Genomic DNA, 15,962 nt, shown 5'->3' on the forward strand with positions numbered 1-15,962 from the left:
ACACCTCGGTGATGACGCTCTCGCTCTTCGAGTAAACCTTCACACCAAGGCAAGCGGGGGGGCGCAGTGCGCCCCCCCGCTTGTCTGTGCGGGCAGCCGACGCGCGAAAGATGGGTCTTTCGATGACTGCCGTCACGCGCTAGAGTGACGGCAGCGCTTGCGAACGAGTGGGATCGTTCGCGCGGAGCTTGGGGCTCCCTAAGGCGCACACTGGGGAATACGGGCGGTTAGCGCCGCCTGTCGGTTATTTGCTGGGGGCAAGATGCCGACCGTAATTTGGGCACCCTTCCGGGTGACGCAACGATGACGGCCGTCGACGGTTCGACGACCTTCACACCATTCGTCGCCTACACGCCCATCGCCGCCGCGAGTGCGAAGACTGTCGATACGCGCACCGTTGCGAAGCCTCGCGCGTCGGGCTCGCTTGCGAACCGTCAACTGTGGGAACGCAGCTACCGCACACGCTTGAGGGTGACAGACGTGGTGATCGTCGTCGCCGCGTGCATACTGGCATCCTTCATCTCGATGCAGATCATCGATTCCGCTCTGCTGCGCACCGACCCGTGGGTGCTCGCGCGTATCCCGCTGGCGACGGCGCTGGTGTGGCTCGCGATGCTCTCGACCTTCAACACCCGGGATGCCTCGGTCTTCGGCTCGGGCGCCAGAGAATACAAGCGCGTTGCTCACGCCACAACCTTCGCGTTCGGCGCGTTGGCGATCGTGTTCGTGCTCTTCCAGTGGCAGGGCATCCGCACGCAGCTCTTCGTCGCACTGCCCGCCGGAGTGTTCGCGCTGCTTGTCAGCCGGTGGCTGTGGCGCAAGTGGCTCATACGCCAGCGTTCGTTCGCCCGCTACGCCTCTCGAACGGTCGTGGTGGGTGACCGTGACGACGTCGAGTATGTGATCGAAACGCTCGGTGCGAGCGGGCGCCTCGGCTACCTGGTCGTCGGTGCCGCCGTGCAGGACGCCGTGGTCGACTCGCTGGCCGTCGACTCGACGATCGTGCCGGTGCTGCGTGGCGACAGCTGGGTCGACCAGGCCGTCGCGATCGGGGCCGACACCATCATCGTGGCGAACCAGCCGCACGGTGACCCCGACTATGTCAAGCGTCTCGCCTGGCAGCTCGAGGGCACCGCGGCCGAACTCGTTCTCTCGAGCCGCATCGCCGACGTCGCGGGCCCGCGCATGTCGCTGCGCCCGGTCGAAGGCCTGCCGCTCATCCACGTGCAGATCCCAACGTTCGAAGGTGGCGCGCACCTGTTCAAGCGCGCGTTCGATATCGCGAGCTCGGTACTCGCTCTGCTCTTCTTCGCTCCGTTCGTCGCCGCGATCGCCCTCGCCATCAAGCTCGATTCGCGGGGACCGGTGTTCTTCCACCAGCGGCGCATCGGGCGCGATGGCGAGGAATTCCGCATGCTCAAGTTCCGCTCGATGCGGACGGATGCTGAAGACATGCTGCCCAACCTGATGACCGAGAACGAGGGTTCCGGTCTGCTGTTCAAGATGAAGGACGACCCGCGAGTGACGCGCGTCGGGCGCATCCTGCGCAAGTACTCGCTCGATGAGATCCCTCAGTTCCTGAACGTGCTGCGCGGCGATATGAGCGTCGTGGGACCCCGCCCGCCGCTGCCCTCTGAGGTGACCAGCTACGACGGCATCGTCTACCGTCGCCTCTACATCAAACCGGGCATCACGGGACCCTGGCAGGTGAGCGGTCGCAGCGACCTCTCGTGGGAGGAAAGCGTGCGCCTCGACCTGCGCTATGTCGAGAACTGGTCGGTGCTGGACGACATCATCCTGATGTGGCGCACCGTCAAGGTGATGGTGAAGCCGTCCGGAGCGTATTGACCCGACGATTTCGCGGCGTCAACAGACGCCGTCCAAGCCGGATCCGCGGCCGCGCTGCACCAGTTTTCCCCCGTGCTGCGTGCGCCGTTCGCCTCTCCCCCGAGGCTGGCCGCGGGTCCTTCACCATGAGCCGTGCATACTGAAAGTGAGGACGAGGGAATGACGAACCTACGCATCGCTCTCATCGGCACGCGCGGAATCCCCGCCGCGTACGGCGGGTTCGAGACCGCCGTCGAGGAAGTCGGTCGGCGTCTGGTCGAGCGTGGCCACGCGGTCGTCGTATACGGCCGCGATCGCGGCACGGCCGGCGATTACCACGACGGCATGCGACGGGTGACCCTGCCGTCGGTGAAGCAGAAGGCGCTCGAGACGCTGTCTCACACCGCGGCGTCCACTGTGCACGCGATCACGAAGGCTCGGCCCGACGTCGCGTTCGTGTTCAACGCCGCGAACTCGCCCTTCCTCCCCCTTCTGCGCGCACGGGGGATCCCCACCGCACTGCACATGGACGGCCTCGAGTGGCGTCGCGCCAAGTGGGGCGCGCGCGGCCGCGCCTATTACCGGTGGGCTGAGCAGTTCGGGGTGCGCAACGCGGATGCGCTGATCGCGGATGCGCCCGGCATCGCCGATTACTACCGCCATCAGTTCGATGTGCCGACCGAACTCATCCGGTACGGAGCCCCGATTCTCGAAGCGGCAGCGACGCACGGGGTGACGTCACTGAATCTTGAGCCCGGCGAGTACCACCTGGTCGTGGCGCGCTTCGAGCCCGAGAATCATGTCCGCGAGATCGTCGAGGGCTACGCCTCATCGGGCGCCACCAAGCCGCTCGTGGTCGTCGGCTCCGCTCCCTATGCCGCCGAGTACACGGACGCGATCTCACGCATCGCCGAGGGAGATGATCGCATCCGCCTGCTCGGCGCCGTGTATGACCAGGAACTTCTCGACGCACTGTACTTTCACGCCTACACATACGTGCACGGTCACTCGGTGGGCGGCACGAACCCGTCACTGCTACGCGCTATCGGCGCGGGCACGCCCGTCATCGCCTATGACGTCGGCTTCAACCGCGAGGTGCTCGGCAGTCGGGGCTGGTACTTCTCCGGAGCATCGGATGCAGCCGAGGCCATCGAGTCGTCAGAAAGCGACCCGGGTCGTGTCGACGCCGACGCGACGGCGTTGCGCAGCCGCGCCGAGTCGGTGTTTGTCTGGGATGACGTCGCAAACGACTATGAACAGCTCGCGCTGAGGCTGGCAGCGGGTGAGTCCGTGCACCCGGCGGCGCGGCGCGCGCGGCGCAACAGTTCCGAGTTCGAACAGTGAGTCACCACGAATCCACTCGCGACAGCGATCGCGAAGTCGCGGATCTCGAGGGCGAGCACAGCGCCGAGACGACGAAGGTCGTCGACGCCGCCCAGGAGCGTCGACTCAACACGAAGCGCGGAATCATCAAGTCGGTGGGTGGCAGCGCACTCGTCCGCATGGGTGTGATGCCGATCAGCGCGATCCTGGGGATCGTCGTCACACGCCTGATCATCGACAACTACGGAGAAGCTGCCTACGCGCAGTACATCCTCCTCGTCGGGGTTGCGGCACTCATCCCGTTTGCCGACTTGGGCCTGTCGGCCGCGATCATGAACGCCACTGCAGCCGCTGACGACCCACGCACCGACACACATCTGCGAGGCGTTCTGGTCTCGTGCATGCGCATCCTCGCGTGCTGCGCGCTCGTTGTGGTCCTCGCCGCGCTGGCGATTCTGGGCTTCGGCCTGTGGGAACCGCTCCTCGGCGATGGCCTCAGCCTCGAAAGCGGAGCACTGGCTGCCACGCTGTGCCTCAGCATCCTCGGGGTGAACCTGCTCGTCTCGTTCGGTCAGCGGATTCTCATCGCGCTCGGGTTGAACATGCTCGTCGTGTTGTTGAACGGCCTGCAGACGCCGATCGTGCTCCTTGTGCTGTGGATCACGGTGTCAATCGGAGCGAACGGCGGCTACATCGCGGTGGCGTCGTACGGGGTCACACTCTCGGTGAGCATCATCGCTCTGGTCATCGCGGCGAGACGCGTATCGCCCGCCATCGGTGCCTCGGTCCGCGACGCCCTCTCACCCCGCAAGCGCGGCGCGAAAGTCTTCGACGTCGCCTGGCCGATGCTCATCCAGATGATCGCCTTGCCCCTCGCGATGTCGTCTGATCGACTCGTCCTCAGTCATCTCGGCACGCTCTCGCAACTCACCGAGTACAGTCTCGCGTCGCAGATGTTCACACCGTTGTTCGCCGTGATCTCCACCGCAGGAATGTCGCTCTGGCCCGTGTTCGCGCGTGCGCGTGCGCGTGGCACGGCCAGCGTACTGTCACCGTTCGTGATGTCGTTCGCATTCGCCGCGCTCGCGCTCGTGGCCTGCCTGACGATGGTGCTGCTGTCCGGCTGGCTGGCAGAGCTCGCCTCGGGCGGCGTCATCACGCTGGGCACGCCCATCCTCGTCCTGTTCACCATCTTCATCGTGCTTCAGGCCGCGAAGTATCCGTTCGGCATGTACCTCACCGATGCCAGCGGGCTTCGCTTCCAGGCCTACTTCATCGTGATCCTTCTTCCTATCAACCTCGGTCTCACGATCGTGTTCACGCCGATCCTCGGCGCTCCCGGGCCGCTTGTCGGCTCGATCGTCGGTGTGGCGCTGTGCCAGTTGATACCGAACATGATCCTCGTGCGACGTCGCATGGCCTCGGTCCGCGCCGCCAACGAGCCTGAGCTCGCCCCATCGACCGTTGACCCCGAAAGCTGATCATGACCTTCGACCAGACTCCGATGAGACGAATGAGGGTCGCCCAGATCGGCGACTACTCCGTCTCGAACTGGGGTGACCAACTCTATCCCAGCGTCACTGCGCACCTCTTCGAGGAATCGGGCCTGCAGGTCGAGACTTCGTATTTCGCTCCCCTCGCCGGCACGACGGTGAGCGGTGCGCCCATCACCCCCTTCACGCGCGTACGCCGGCAGCAGGCGGACCTCGTCGTCGTCGGCGGTGGTGATCTCATCAGATTCGACAATCGCACGGTCGCACTGGACCACATGTCGGTGCCGCACGAAGTCCGCCACCGCCGCCTGACGCGACTGCGCGCACGTCTCTATGCGCGGCGCCACTTCCTTCCCGGCCCAGGAGCGTGGGCGCCGCAAGACGGGTGGATTCCTCGAGTCCCCGCAGCGCTCCTGTCCGTGGGCGTCCACACGATCCCGGTCGCAGCGCGCTCAGCGCTCGTCAAGTATTCAGCCGCTTGGGTTCGCACCGAGAGCGGTGCGAAGCACCTGATCGGCGCGGGCATGCCCGAAAAGAGCGTCGTTCTCGGTCCAGACATGATCTTCGCGCTGCCGGAACTGCAGGAGCCCTCAGCAACGCGTGAGCGCGGTCGAGGGGTCATCAAGGCTCGGCTGCAGGAAGAGCGGCAGCTCGCGCTGTTCCACGCGACAACATTCCACGGATGGCCGCAAGCGAAGATCGAGAGGGCTCTTCGCACGCTGACGGACCTTCCCGTGGCCGTCCTTTCGCTCGGGGCCTACTCCGGCGAGGACCGCGTTCTCGCCGCGGCCGCCAAGACCGTCGGCGTTCACGCCCTCATCGGGCTCAGCGCGCCCGATATCACAGCGGTGCTCGCAGCCGCCGGCAGCGTCTTCACGACGAGCATGCACGCAGCCATCGTGGCGGGATCCTTCGGCACCCCGGTGCTTGTGCCCGGAGTGAAGAAGACGAGCGAAGCATTCGCCGTCTGCCCCGCGCCTCCGATGCTCGAAGGCGTCTCCGACCTGGACTTGGCCCCCACGATGGCGGCCCGACATGGAACCCGCGTCGCCCACGACCCCGCACCGAACGCGGAGGCAGCCCAAGCGAGTTTCGTCCGAACGCTGGAACTGACCGGCGCCGTCTGAGGGCGCTTCAAACCTGCTCGCCAGTCAGCGGACGGACTCCCCGGCGACGAAACCTGCGATCTGGCCGTGCAGTGTCTGGGTGGCTCCCCACGCGCTGTTCAATGTCGCGAGATGCTGTCTTCGTCGGCGGTGATGAACGTCTGGGATGTCGCGCGGGTCGACTTCGTTCCGCCACCGTTGGAGTCGACGAGGCACGAGGGGCGCCACGATCATCGTGCCCCGTCGCTGATGGAGAATGCCGGCATATTGCGCGAGCGGCTTGTCTTCGCCGTTCGATGTCGCCGACACTGACTTTCGTTCGCGCTGCGTCACCGGCTCCGCCCCGAGAGCGACCGCTTCGGGGAGCGTGAACGTTCGGCTCCGCAGCGCGGGGCGCAGAGTGGCGATCGCTGCACGTTCGTTCGTGGATGCCGCGATGATGAGATCTGCGCCATCGAGGTGCTCCGGATCCACCCGTGTGGATTGATGGCTCGCGAAGTCGTCGGCGTCGGCACCGCGCTGGGTCAACAGCCGCGATACGAGGTCGCACATCGGCAGGGCAGAATTAACGCTCACTCCTGCGCTGCTGATGGCCCACATAGCGGTGCCTCCGCCGCGCGCGGCTTCGGCGAACGAGTAGGCCATGAGCGGCGAGCGACACACATTCGCTGCGCAGATGAACAACATCGAGTACGGCACGGGACCCTCCGATCCCGGCTGGCTTCGTCGTCGCTGCCGATGAACGAGGGTGACGCGCTGCTGTTTCTTCAGTCCCGGGGCATCACGGGGATCGTCCGTTCTCACACTCGTTGCTTCTGCGGTATGCGTCTGTGCCGAACCGTGCCATGGGACTCAGCCACAGCCTTGGGCAGATGGGGCACCCCGGTCAAGTACTCGCGCCCTTCTTGCTGAGCGGCATCCCACGAGTAGGTGCTCGCCACTTTGCGGCTCGCGTGCAACACCGCCAGCGCGTCGAGGACACCCAGGCGAAGCCCAGCGTCCTTGATGATGTGTGCCCAGTGGAAGTCGAGCCCCCACCCGTAACGGAGGTCCGCCGGAAAGGGCAGCAGCAATCGCTGCGCATCGGCCCGAACCAGCGTCACGGGTCCGACCTCGACGAAATCCGTCTCACGCGCAATGGTCAGCAGTCGTTGTTTCGTGAGGGGCCAGTTCGCGTTCGAGAACCGTGTCTGGGCCGGCTGCGCGAGAGCGAAGTCGAGGCGCTCACAGAGTTCGATGGCCGCATCGAGAAAGCCGGCGCGCGCAACAACGTCGTCATCTATGATGACCAGCCAGTCAGGCTCGCCCATCCCCTCGGTGAGGACGTTGAGGTTCTGGAACTTTCCCGCCTGCATATGGTCGTGTGTCGTGACATCGGCGAGCTCGGGCGGGATGTCGCCCATTGCGCCGAGCCGGAAGGTCACGTCATGGCGCGTCTTCTTCAGCTCTTCGACGAGCGAACGGATCGGTTCGGCATCACGGTAGATGCCGACCACGACGACACGGCGGGGAGGACCGCCCATATTCATCCGCGCGAGACCGCGGGCGTAGATGTTGTCGACCCATTCAGCGGCGCGACGCCCCGCGCGCTTGATGCCGTAACCCTTCAACCGAAGGCGCATGTCGCCACCGTGCTTTCGAAGGTCGCCGCGCTCACAGCTCACCCGGTGCGACCGCCTGGCGGTCCAGTTCATCAACGAAACGGGTGGCACGGCTGCGGGAAGTTCCCTTGCGCGGCGCGTACACGACGAGGGAGTGGAACAGGAAGCGCACGAAGAATGCCACGAACAGAGTCAGCGCTGTGGCGATGACGGCGGAGAAGTGCCAGCCGCTAACGAGCAGAGCCATGATCGGTATACGGATCAAGGCCTCGGCGTTGTTGAACGAGAACGACTTCGCAAAGCGCATGCCGACGCCGGAGGCCTGGTCGCGCATGTCGTGGAAGACGAACCGCTCGAGCAGCAGGAAGTTGGCGATGATCGTGACCTCTGCTGCGATCACGGCGGCCACGATGTAGTTGACCCCCATCGCGGTGAGCGCCCACACGATGAAGACGTTGGCTACGGCACCCAAGCCGCCGACGACCGCGAAGAGCGACATCTTCCCGAATCTCAGAGCCGTCAGCTGGGCGAGAAAGTGCATGCCCTGCCGGAAGGATGCCTTCGACTCACCAGCGAAGCGATCGGCGAAATCGAAGGGGATCTCAACGGCGCGCAGAGTCCGTCGCGCGAGGATCTCGAGCAGGATCTTGAACCCGCGTGGCTCGAGCGACTCGTGATCGATGGCGGTGCGGTCGACGAGAAAGAAGCCCGTCATGGGGTCAGTGACATCGCGCAGACGGATGGGGAACATCGCCCGCGTCACCGCAGTCGATGCGCGAGACACGAGCACACGGGTGCGATCTGCCAGGCCGGCGGAACTGCCCGCGCCCGAGTACCGCGAGGCCACGACCACGTCCGCGCCCCCGTGCAGCATTCGTGCGTACAACTCGGGGATCTTCTCGGGCGGATGCTGCAGGTCGCCGTCCATGACCAGGCACAGGTCGGCTCGCGCTGCGTCGAAGCCTTCGACGACTGCGCCGCCGAGACCGCCGGTCGGCTTGTCGCGGTGAATCAGCCGCACCGGCAACGGGGCGGTCTGAGCGACATCTTGCACGACACGCGGCGTGTCGTCCGTGCTGTCGTCGACGAAGATGATCTCGGCGTCGATACTCGTGACCGCTGCCGCGATCCGCCGCACGAGCTCGGCGACGTTCGGCGCTTCGTTGAAGGTCGGCACGACGATACTCAGATCCACGCTCGTGCCCCCAATTTGCTCAGCATGGCGAGTACGTTCCGTGATCACCCCGCACAGAACGGTCCCCGCAGCACCCCCACAGGTGCGGTTCCCCAAATCACAATGATACGAGCGCGAGCAGCAAGAACCAAGCGGCCGCCTCATATCAGGTCTGACGCGACGGCGCCCGCGCGGCATGAGGTCTTTTTTCCAAACCGACCGGGCAGAATGGTGCTACTTATGAGTAGCACACGCCCACATTGAATGCGAAACGAGACCACGTGACTCTACGGGACTACCTGCTGTCTCTGCGGAAGAACTGGCTGGTCATCGTCGCTCTCGCCCTGCTCGGCGCCATAGGGGGGTTTGTCTACGCTCAGCTGCAGCCTGAGATCTATCGGGCACAGTCCTCGGTCGTGGTCATCCCCGCTCGCGGCGACAACACGAGCGAGCTCGTGCAGGGCTCCAACTACGTACAGAACCTCGTGCAGACCTACGCGGTCGTGGCGACTTCTCCTGTCGTGCTCAACCCTGTCATCCAGCAGCTGGGGCTCGACACGTCGCCGCAATCGCTCGGCGGCACGGTCACCGTCGAGTCACCGTTGAACACCGTGGTTCTCAACATCGCCGTCGTCAATCGCGACCCCGAGTTGGCAAAGGACATCGCGGACGCCGTCGCCGCTCAACTCTCACTCGCGGTGCGGAGCCTTTCGCCCCAGAACGCGGACAACCAGCCGGCCGTTCGCCTGGAGATCATCTCTCCCGCGCGAGCCCCGGGCTTTCCGGTGTCACCGAACGTGCGGATGCTCACCCTGATGGGAGGGCTCGGGGGCCTCGCCCTCGGCGTCTGCTCCGCGCTTCTGAGGCGCCTGCTGGCGACACGCCTCACCGGACCGGCTGACATCACGTCACTCACCGACACCGCAATCCTGGGCGATGTGACGCAGGTGGCTTCTGGTCGTTCGTTGCCGACCGCCATCCGAGCTGATCCGACCGGCTCTTCCGCGGAAGCGATCCGGGGGATCGTCGCGAATCTGCGCTTCGCCAACGTGGACGGCCATGCAAAGGTGATCTTGTTCACGTCGGGCATGTCCGGCGAGGGCAAGTCATCCGTGAGTGTCTCTGTCGCCCAGATCATGGCTGAGCAGGGAGCGAAGGTTCTCCTCGTCGATACCGACCTGCGACGAGCTTCCGTGGACACGTATACGCAGCTCGAAGGCTCGGTGGGGCTCACGACGCTGCTTCTGGGTGATGTAACCCTCGATGAGGCCGTCCAGTCGTGGGGCAACGACAGGCTCGATGTGCTTACCAGCGGAACGCTGCCTCCGAACCCTGGCCAGCTGCTGACGTCGGAGCATCTCCGTGACTTCGTTCACTCGGCGCGAGAACGCTATGACTGCGTCATCCTCGACAGCGCCCCCGTTCTCGCGGTGAGCGACCCTCTGTGGCTGGCACCGGTCGTCGACGGAATCGTCGTGGTGGCCCGCTCACGCGTCACCAAGCGCGACATGCTGCTGCGAACGATCGCGGCACTCGAGACGACGCGCGTGCCGATCATGGGCATCATCCTCAACGGCGTCAAACGCACCAACCACACCAGCCCTTACTACCGCGCCGAAGAGAAGAAGCGGCCCTTCAGCCGGTCCGCCCCAGTCAGATGACGACCAGCTCCACGACGGGCGTGCAACCGCGCGGGGGGACATGGCTCACAGCCCTCGGGATCTTCCTCGGCGCCACCGTCATCGCGGCGATCGCCTCTCCGACGGTGTCGCTGTGGACGGACGAGGCTGTCACCATCTCGGCCGCTGACCGCACGCTGCCAGAGTTGTGGGCGCTGCTCCAGCGCATCGACGCGGTGCACGCGGTGTACTACGCCTTCATGAACGGCTGGATCGACCTCGTCGGGGTTTCACCCTTCATGCTCCGCCTGCCCAGCGCACTCGCGGCGGGAGGCGTCGCGCTCGGCGTGTACGCGCTCACGCGCCTGATCGGGACCGAGGGGACTGCGATCACCGCTGCAGCTGTGGCCGCCACGCTTCCTCGACTCACGTGGGCAGGCATCGAGGCTCGACCCTTCGTCTTCTCGGCGTTGGCAGCGGTCTGGGCGACGTACCTGTTCGTCAGGGCAGTACGTTCAGCGCGGGTGTGGGCGTGGGGCGCCTACGGCGCCGTCGCTGCGCTGGGCGTGGCGATCAACGTGTATCTCGTCATGCTCGTTATCGCCCACGCCGTCACCGCCGTGATGATCGCGCGTCGTGACCGCCGGACGCTTCTCCGTTTCGCCGTATCGGCGGTTGCCATCGCCGCACTGACGTCACCGTTGCTGTTGCTCGTGCGGTCGCAGCAGGCCCAGCTGGGATCGAGCGGCGACCGCAGCTTCTTCAGCATTGCGCGAAAGGTGCTGATCAATCAGTATTTTCTGGGCGAGACTCCCGATGACCGAGTCGGTCCAACCTGGTTCACGCTCGGCTGGCAGGGCACTGCCATCGTGGCTGCCGTCCTGGGGATAGCGGCCATGGTTCTCGCCGTCGTCCGCCGCCCCCGAGCGGGCGATCGCAAGCACGAGATCCTGGCGATCGTGCTGCCATGGATCATTCTTCCGACCGCGCTCGTCGCGGTGTACGCCGTCGCGGTCGCCCCTATCTATCAGCCCCGCTACTTCACCTTCACAGCGCCGGCCGCGGCCATCCTCATTGCGGTCGGCATCCGCTCCCTCGGCCGCCGGTGGGTGACGGTCGCCGCGGTCAGCATCTACGCCCTCTGCCTGCTCGTGATCCTGCTCTCGCAGAGAACACCCTTCGCGAAAGGCGGCAGCGATTGGTCCGCCGTCGCACATGTCGTCTCCGAGCAGACGTCCCGCGGCGACGCGGTGTATTTCGCTCCTCGATACCCCGAGCGCGCGGTCGTCAATCAAACGACGCGGCGCGTCGCCGAGGCGTATCCGGACGCCTTCGATGGGCTCGTCGACCTGACTGTCGAGACGACCGGCGCCGCATCGGGATCTTTGGACGGCACCTCGCGGGCGATCGAGGACGTCCGATCAGATCTCGCCGACTTCGACAGAGTCTGGGCGGTGTTCAGCGTCAAGTCACTGCCCGCCACCCTCGAAGAGAGCAACACGGTCATGGGCGACCTCGGATTCGAAGGCCGAAACGTCTGGGAAGGCCCCTCCACGCTCGTCGTCGAATACGTCCGGCAGTGAGCGATTCGTGCTGCCTGCGGCGCGCTCATTTTCGTGAGACTTGTCTCATTATCCGCCGTGATCTGCGCCGCACTCGGTAGGGTTCTTCCAACCCGCACCGACGCGCTATGGCGCGGCGCCATAGCGCGGCACACCCCCAACCGCGTCGACCTCCTGCCTGAGGTCATCGTGCGGCCGCGTACCGCTGTGCCCTACCGGAGATCCCCTGTGCATACCCCCTTCGTTCGACGTACCTCGCGCGCCCGGCGCGCTTTCCGACCCCGACTCGTCGCCACCGCCACAATGGCCACCCTGGCGATCATCGCCTCCGCCCTGGTCGCCCAACCCGCGTCGGCCGCATCCACCGTCGTCCTGGACGACACCTTCGACCGCTCTGTCTCCAAGGGCTGGGGCGAAACCGCGACGGGTGGCGCCTACCGCGGGTGGTTCTCGGGCGACTCCATGTCGGTGAACTCCGGAGTGGCTCGTCTGGCCATGGGCGCAGGCGAAGGCGCGTCAGTCATCCTGAGCTCCGCCACCGCCCGCGACGCCCGCTCCGACGTCACGGTTCGATTCGACGCCCTCGCCGGCAGCGCGTATTACGCCACGGTGCTGCGCCACCAGGCAGACGGTTCCCAGTACCGGGCACGGCTGGAACTGAACTCCTCCGCGATCCCCTTCCTCGCTGTGTCCCGCGTCAACGGCGGCGTCGAGAAGTCCGTGGGCATCGTCAAGCTCAGCACCGCCGTGCAGAAGTCGACGTGGTACACACTGTCCTTCAGCGTGACCGGCGTGTCACCCGTCACCATTCGGGCCAGCCTGTCCAAGGTCGGCGAGCCGGTTCCGGCCCCGCAGCTCAACGTCAGCGACTCCAGCGGTGAGCGCATCACCGCCGGCGGCGGCGTCGGCTGGTGGGCCTACAAGTCCGGCGGCGCGACGGACGGCACCATCTCTCTCGACAGGTTCACCGTCGCGGACGGTGCCGATCCGTTGCCGCTGGCCACGGCGCCGGTGCCGGTGCCGGCACCCACGCCTACCCCGACTCCGACGCCTACCCCCACCCCCACCCCCACCCCCACCCCCACCCCGCCGCCCGCTCCGCCCGTGACCGCGCCTCCGGTCGAGGTCGAGCCCCAGCCCGAGGCCCCCGCCCCGGTCAGCGGTCGCGGATCCGTCGCCGTCGGTGCGGCCTCGTACGCGGTGCCCGCAGGCGCCATCTATGTCAGCAACAGCTCGACGCAGTCGGCCCAGACGGGCACGGTGTCCGCACCCTTCAAGTCCGTCCAGGCCGCGGTGAATGCCGCGAAGTCCGGTGCCACGATCGTCGTCCGTGCCGGCACCTACAACGAGTCGGTTTCGATTCCGTGGGGCAAGGCGGTCACGGTGCAGGCGTACCCGAAAGAAGCCGTGTGGTTCGACGGTTCGATCCCCGTGACCAACTGGGCGGCATCGGGCAAGGTCTGGGTCGCCTCCAACTGGAGTGCGCAGTTCCCCAACGACATGGGCGGTCAGGCTTCCCGGTTCGTACGCGCGGACGCCCCGATGGCCAATCACCCCGATCAGCTGTTCATCGACGGTGTCGCGCAGAAGCAGGTCGCATCGGCTTCCGATGTCGTCGCGGGTACCTTCGCCGTTGATTACGCAGGAAAGCGCCTCATTCTCGGCACGAACCCGGCGGGAAAGAGCGTCCGCGCGAGCAACCTGAGCCAGGCCTTCGACGTCATGTCCACGAACGTCACGCTGCAGGGTTTCGGCGTCCGCCGCTACGCCACGACGCACGGCGCCAGCGGCGCGGTGCGTATGCAGAACACGTTCGCGACGGTGCGCGACCTTGTCATCACCGATAATGCGCTCGTCGGCCTCAACGTCAACAACAACGACGGTCACGTCGAACGCGTGACGATTCAGCGCAACGGCCAGCTGGGCTTCGGCGCGAACGCCGCCTACCGACTCGTCGTCCGCGACTCCCTTGTCACAGAGAACAACGTGGAGCGCTTCAAGGACGCACCTGTCGCGGGCGGGATGAAGATCACCCGGGCACGGGGCGTGCAGATCCATAACGTCGATGCGAGCAACAACACCGGCGCCGGCCTGTGGTTCGACGAGTCGTGCTATGACATCTCGGTCACCCGGTCGTCGTTCAACAACAACTCGACGACGGGTCTGCAGCTCGAGCTGTCGGCCAAGGCGATCATCGCGGGCAACCAGACGATCGGCGGCGGCACCGGGATGATGATCTACAACACCTCCGACGTGCAGATCTTCAACAACGACATCGGCGCGGGCGTCGACAACGGCATTCGCCTGAAGCAGGATGAGCGCCGTCAGGCCAAGGCTGGCTCGGTGGGCCGTGACCCGCGCGTCGGCGGAGTCGACCCCACCGTGACGTGGATCGTTCAGAACATCACGATCTCCAACAATGTGTTCGGTGCGGGCGGACCGTACTCGATCCGGGCCCTGGATGGCTCGACGAACCGCGCCGTGGACACCTGGAACGTCGTCATCACTGGAAACCTGTTCAACAACAAGGCCGCGGGCGGACCGACGATGGTCGCGTGGGGCAAGGGAGACAACAAGACTCTCGAGGCGTACAACACGCCGGCCGCACTCGCCTCTGCGAAGGGCGCCACGTGGAACAACGCGATGATCAACACGGCGAAGCGCATCGAGCAGATGGGTTCGGACGCGACCGCTCATGCTGCGACCGCAGTGCCGATCCCAGCAGACGTGGCCCGGCTCCTCGGGTGGCCGACAGGCACGAAGCGACTCGGCGCGGGCTTCTAAAGTCCCAGAAGTGAGCGGGCGGGGGGCTTTATGCCTCTCGCCCGCTCCTGTTTGGAGACCCGCCGCGCTAACGCAGCGGGAGTTGCCCTGGCTTAGACGACCCAGCGAGATATCGGTCCCTCACTCGCGGCAGGGCGACGACCGCCAGCGCGAGAGGAAGCAGCGTCGCGGACGTGTAGATCGGGCTGAACCCTATATCCCAGAGCGATCGGCTCGCGATGTAGATCACCACGGCCGTCGCCGTGCCGCTCGCGACGCGGTAGGCCATACCTCGCACAACCCACACGGCCGCCATGAGCCCCAGTAGCGCGCCGAGCGGACCGCAGAGTATCCACAGATTCCCCAGAACCGAGTGGACCTCGAACCCTTCACCGAACATGTAGCGTTCGACGTAGCCGTTGTTGGGGTCGTATCCCAGGGCGCTCATCCCGCTCTTGGCGATGACGATGTCGCTCGGTGTCGCGAGGACACCGAGGCCGAATCCACCCGGACGATCGGCGAGAAGAGCGATCGATGCGCCGACCTCGGGTCGGCCACCCACGATGAGTGACCCGCTCGATTGAATCTGCGCTGCCGTCCGCTCGCGAATCCCATCGCCGAGCATGCCTTCCAGAATCGCCGCTTGCAGAAGCAAGTACGCACCGGTGACGACGATCGCGAGGCGGATGATCGTCATCCATGTGCCCCGCCGTCGCGCGCCCGGCTCTCGGGGCCGATCCGAGCGCTGCGTGAGGGTCAGCGCAACGGCGATCAGGAGGAAGCCCGCGAGAGAGCGCGAATCGAACGCGAGCGACACGATCGCGAGCGCTGTGCCCGCAACGGCTTGGGGAAGCCAGCGCCCGTAGGTCACCGGAAGACTGAGGACGAGAAGGATGACGGGCGCTGCGAAGGTGAACTTCCACAGGTTCGCGTCGTTCGGCCCCGACATCGCGAGATTGGCCAGCAGGCCGAGCCCGTACGCGAACACCGTCCGTCTTGTCCCAGCCGCCGACCGCGCCCACAGGAAGAGGGGCAAGACGATGCCGAAACTCGCCACCCTCGCTGCTTGCGCCGCGAGCAAGGAGCCCGAGACCTCGGCCATGGACCCGTAGGCCAGGAGAACACCCGCCATGGTGGCGAGTATCGAGAGAATGGCGAAGCCTGTCGCCCATTGGTACCGCGACAGGTAACGAACGGCCACGGGAAGGACGACAAGCGCGACCACGACGTTGAACGGCACGTCAAGCGGCATCGGAATCCGCAGCGCCGTCGCCGCCACCGCGATGAGAGCGACGGTCACCTCAGCCCTGGGAACGTGCTCCGCAGCGGCCCCGGGGGCGAGGCGAGCCTCGGAATGTGCGCGTGCGATCTCGGTCACCTTCTCCCACCGAGCGGCGGAATGCCTCCCACGTCGAGCCTAGGGGTGAGCGTGCGACAGACGGGGAATGATCACGGGGTGGGGGTGGTGACGGTGATCTCGGGGAAGCTCACCCG

The 15,962-nt window shown here is 65.9% G+C and carries 11 protein-coding genes; 7 read left to right on the top strand and 4 right to left on the bottom strand.

What is annotated here, in order from left to right:
• The first annotated feature begins 303 nt into the window (after positions 1-303).
• The 4 genes from AC25YV_RS12575 to AC25YV_RS12590 all read left to right on the top strand — a co-directional run bounded on the left by AC25YV_RS12575 (position 304) and on the right by AC25YV_RS12590 (position 5,770).
• Positions 304-1,848 carry a sugar transferase gene (locus AC25YV_RS12575; RefSeq protein WP_488124197.1) on the top strand — a complete coding sequence of 515 codons (1,545 nt, stop codon included), beginning with the start codon at positions 304-306 and terminating at the stop codon, positions 1,846-1,848.
• 159 nt (positions 1,849-2,007) lie between these two features.
• On the top strand, positions 2,008-3,171 hold the full coding sequence (locus tag AC25YV_RS12580) for a DUF1972 domain-containing protein (RefSeq protein WP_488124198.1): 1,164 nt from the start codon (positions 2,008-2,010) through the stop codon (positions 3,169-3,171).
• Complete coding sequence (locus AC25YV_RS12585) at positions 3,168-4,631, top strand: lipopolysaccharide biosynthesis protein (protein WP_488124199.1); 1,464 nt, start codon at positions 3,168-3,170, stop codon at positions 4,629-4,631. Before AC25YV_RS12580 ends, AC25YV_RS12585 begins: the two co-directional genes overlap by 4 nt.
• A 32-nt stretch (positions 4,632-4,663) precedes the next feature.
• Positions 4,664-5,770 (top strand): polysaccharide pyruvyl transferase family protein, encoded by a 1,107-nt coding sequence (locus tag AC25YV_RS12590; protein ID WP_488124200.1) that lies wholly within the window; start codon positions 4,664-4,666, stop codon positions 5,768-5,770.
• Between the two features lie 24 nt (positions 5,771-5,794).
• Here the strand turns inward: AC25YV_RS12590 and AC25YV_RS12595 are convergent, their stop codons facing one another.
• The 3 genes from AC25YV_RS12595 to AC25YV_RS12605 all read right to left on the bottom strand — a co-directional run bounded on the left by AC25YV_RS12595 (position 5,795) and on the right by AC25YV_RS12605 (position 8,545).
• Complete coding sequence (locus AC25YV_RS12595; protein WP_488124201.1) at positions 5,795-6,448, bottom strand: arsenate reductase/protein-tyrosine-phosphatase family protein; 654 nt, start codon at positions 6,446-6,448, stop codon at positions 5,795-5,797.
• A 101-nt stretch (positions 6,449-6,549) separates the two neighbouring features.
• The gene (locus AC25YV_RS12600) at positions 6,550-7,371 is read right to left on the bottom strand and encodes a hypothetical protein (protein ID WP_488124202.1); all 822 of its coding nucleotides are present in this window, start codon (positions 7,369-7,371) and stop codon (positions 6,550-6,552) included.
• 31 nt (positions 7,372-7,402) lie between these two features.
• Positions 7,403-8,545 carry a glycosyltransferase gene (locus AC25YV_RS12605; RefSeq protein WP_488124203.1) on the bottom strand — a complete coding sequence of 381 codons (1,143 nt, stop codon included), beginning with the start codon at positions 8,543-8,545 and terminating at the stop codon, positions 7,403-7,405.
• Between the two features lie 260 nt (positions 8,546-8,805).
• On the opposite strand from AC25YV_RS12605, the gene AC25YV_RS12610 reads away from it, so the two are divergent.
• The 3 genes from AC25YV_RS12610 (at position 8,806) to AC25YV_RS12620 (ending at position 14,489) form a co-directional block, all read left to right on the top strand.
• Complete coding sequence (locus tag AC25YV_RS12610; RefSeq protein WP_488124204.1) at positions 8,806-10,185, top strand: tyrosine-protein kinase domain-containing protein; 1,380 nt, start codon at positions 8,806-8,808, stop codon at positions 10,183-10,185.
• A complete protein-coding gene (locus AC25YV_RS12615; protein ID WP_488124205.1) occupies positions 10,182-11,726 on the top strand; it encodes a glycosyltransferase family 39 protein in 1,545 nt (514 codons plus the stop codon). The genes AC25YV_RS12610 and AC25YV_RS12615 overlap by 4 nt, the downstream gene beginning before the upstream one ends.
• 282 nt (positions 11,727-12,008) lie before the next feature.
• Positions 12,009-14,489 carry a right-handed parallel beta-helix repeat-containing protein gene (locus AC25YV_RS12620; protein ID WP_488124206.1) on the top strand — a complete coding sequence of 827 codons (2,481 nt, stop codon included), beginning with the start codon at positions 12,009-12,011 and terminating at the stop codon, positions 14,487-14,489.
• 67 nt (positions 14,490-14,556) lie between these two features.
• On the opposite strand, the gene AC25YV_RS12625 is transcribed toward AC25YV_RS12620, so the two are convergent.
• Entirely contained in the window at positions 14,557-15,768 is a 1,212-nt protein-coding gene (locus AC25YV_RS12625; protein WP_488124207.1) for a hypothetical protein, read from the bottom strand.
• Positions 15,769-15,962 lie beyond the last annotated feature (194 nt).

The organism is Microbacterium sp. Y832, from assembly GCF_057669765.1.